At 47.5% G+C, this 1,380-nt stretch carries 2 protein-coding genes; both read left to right on the top strand.

Annotation, left to right across the window (positions count from 1 at the left end; all coding sequences use genetic code 11):
- Positions 1-207: hypothetical protein (locus tag FCK22_RS19130; protein ID WP_209274045.1), on the top strand; the 207-nt coding region annotated here is incomplete at its 5' end.
- Between the two features lie 337 nt (positions 208-544).
- The coding region (locus tag FCK22_RS17835; protein WP_211243591.1) for an AAA family ATPase at positions 545-1,380 on the top strand (836 nt) is incomplete at its 3' end.

Raw genomic sequence — 1,380 nt, 5'->3', positions numbered from 1 at the left:
AATACATCAACGGCTTCTACAATCCGCGAAGGCGGCACTCAGCACTGGGTTGGAAAATCCCGGTCGCTTTCGAAAGGAAAGTGGCCTAAACGAGCACGTGGGGCGGCACAAAAACGCGACAGGTCCAAGGTGCTCGGGGATGTCGTCGAGCGCACGGATTACGACGAGGGTGCCTTCTTTCAGTTCATGCTCCATTTTTTAGTCTAGCCCAAAAATGCAAAACAAGAACAAGACCGGTATTAACTGGCAGCTACCGAGAACGACCCGTCTTTTACGGAGCTTCGCCGAAGTAAAGGTACTTCTAAGTAATTGTGAAAGCATCACAAATCTCCATCGATTTCTATCGATTTAGATACGCAATTTCTCTCGGTTCAGCGGAGGACTAAATGCTGATACCTGCAGTCTCTCAGCAAGATCTTTGGGGGCTGAGCTCACCATGATCAATTAGGGACCGCAAGGGTTTCCAAGAGCACAAGATACGGGTAATACTTCCCACAATTGATAACAAAATGCACAGATAATGCCGCAGGGCGGGAGGTTAATAATGCCTAGCCACTTCGAATTTCTTGATCCAGAGATCGGTTTCACATCTGCGGTGATTACGGACCCAAACAGATTTGTCGGAAGGGCAGACCTCATCGAAAACTCTGTTCGCGCCATAAACACGACTTCAAGCCTTGTCACCGTCTTTGGAAAAAGAGGGGTAGGAAAGTCTTCTCTTCTTCGGCAAATCCAGCTGATGTCGACAGGTGACTATGAGATTGCTGAACGATCAGGGTTGGCACACCTGGTTCCAAAAGACCCCAAAAAGTACTACACTGTATTCTATACTTGCGACTCCCAGATAAGTAATATCCAAGAGCTTTTGCTGCGGATATGCACTGACACTGACGCAGTAGATGGACTGCTTCGCCTCGTTCCAGACAAAGGAAAAGAACTGGTCGAGTTTTCGAGAGCGCAAGAAGAAAGTGCGTCTCTGGATTTAAAGGTGCTGAAGTGGGGCGGAAAAGGCCACGACGCTGAAAAATATGCCGCTAGCCTAAAGGCAGACATCATACAGACATTTCGGAATTTTTGCAGCTCTGTCGTTGAACACAATAATCGGTGGTGGCGAAAGCGCGATGGGTTAATAATATTCCTAGATGAATTTGATGTTATCGAAGATAAGTCCGGTATCGGGTCGCTAATCAAGTCGCTAAGCTCTTCAAAACTGAAGTTTGCTATATCAGGTATCGCAGACGATTTGAGTAGCCTGGTGGAAGACCATGGATCGGTTGAGCGCTTGATCGAACAGGGCTACGCACATGTTAAGCCAATGGCCTTAGATGAAACCGCTCTAATTTTTCGAAGAGCAAGCGCTGCGTATCATGGAAAGCTGGT

This window comes from Sulfitobacter sp. 15WGC, from assembly GCF_005068605.1.
Lineage (GTDB): Bacteria > Pseudomonadota > Alphaproteobacteria > Rhodobacterales > Rhodobacteraceae > Sulfitobacter > Sulfitobacter faviae.
The sequence above is the reverse complement of the archived record's forward strand: the minus strand, read 5'-3'. Positions and strand labels throughout refer to the sequence as shown.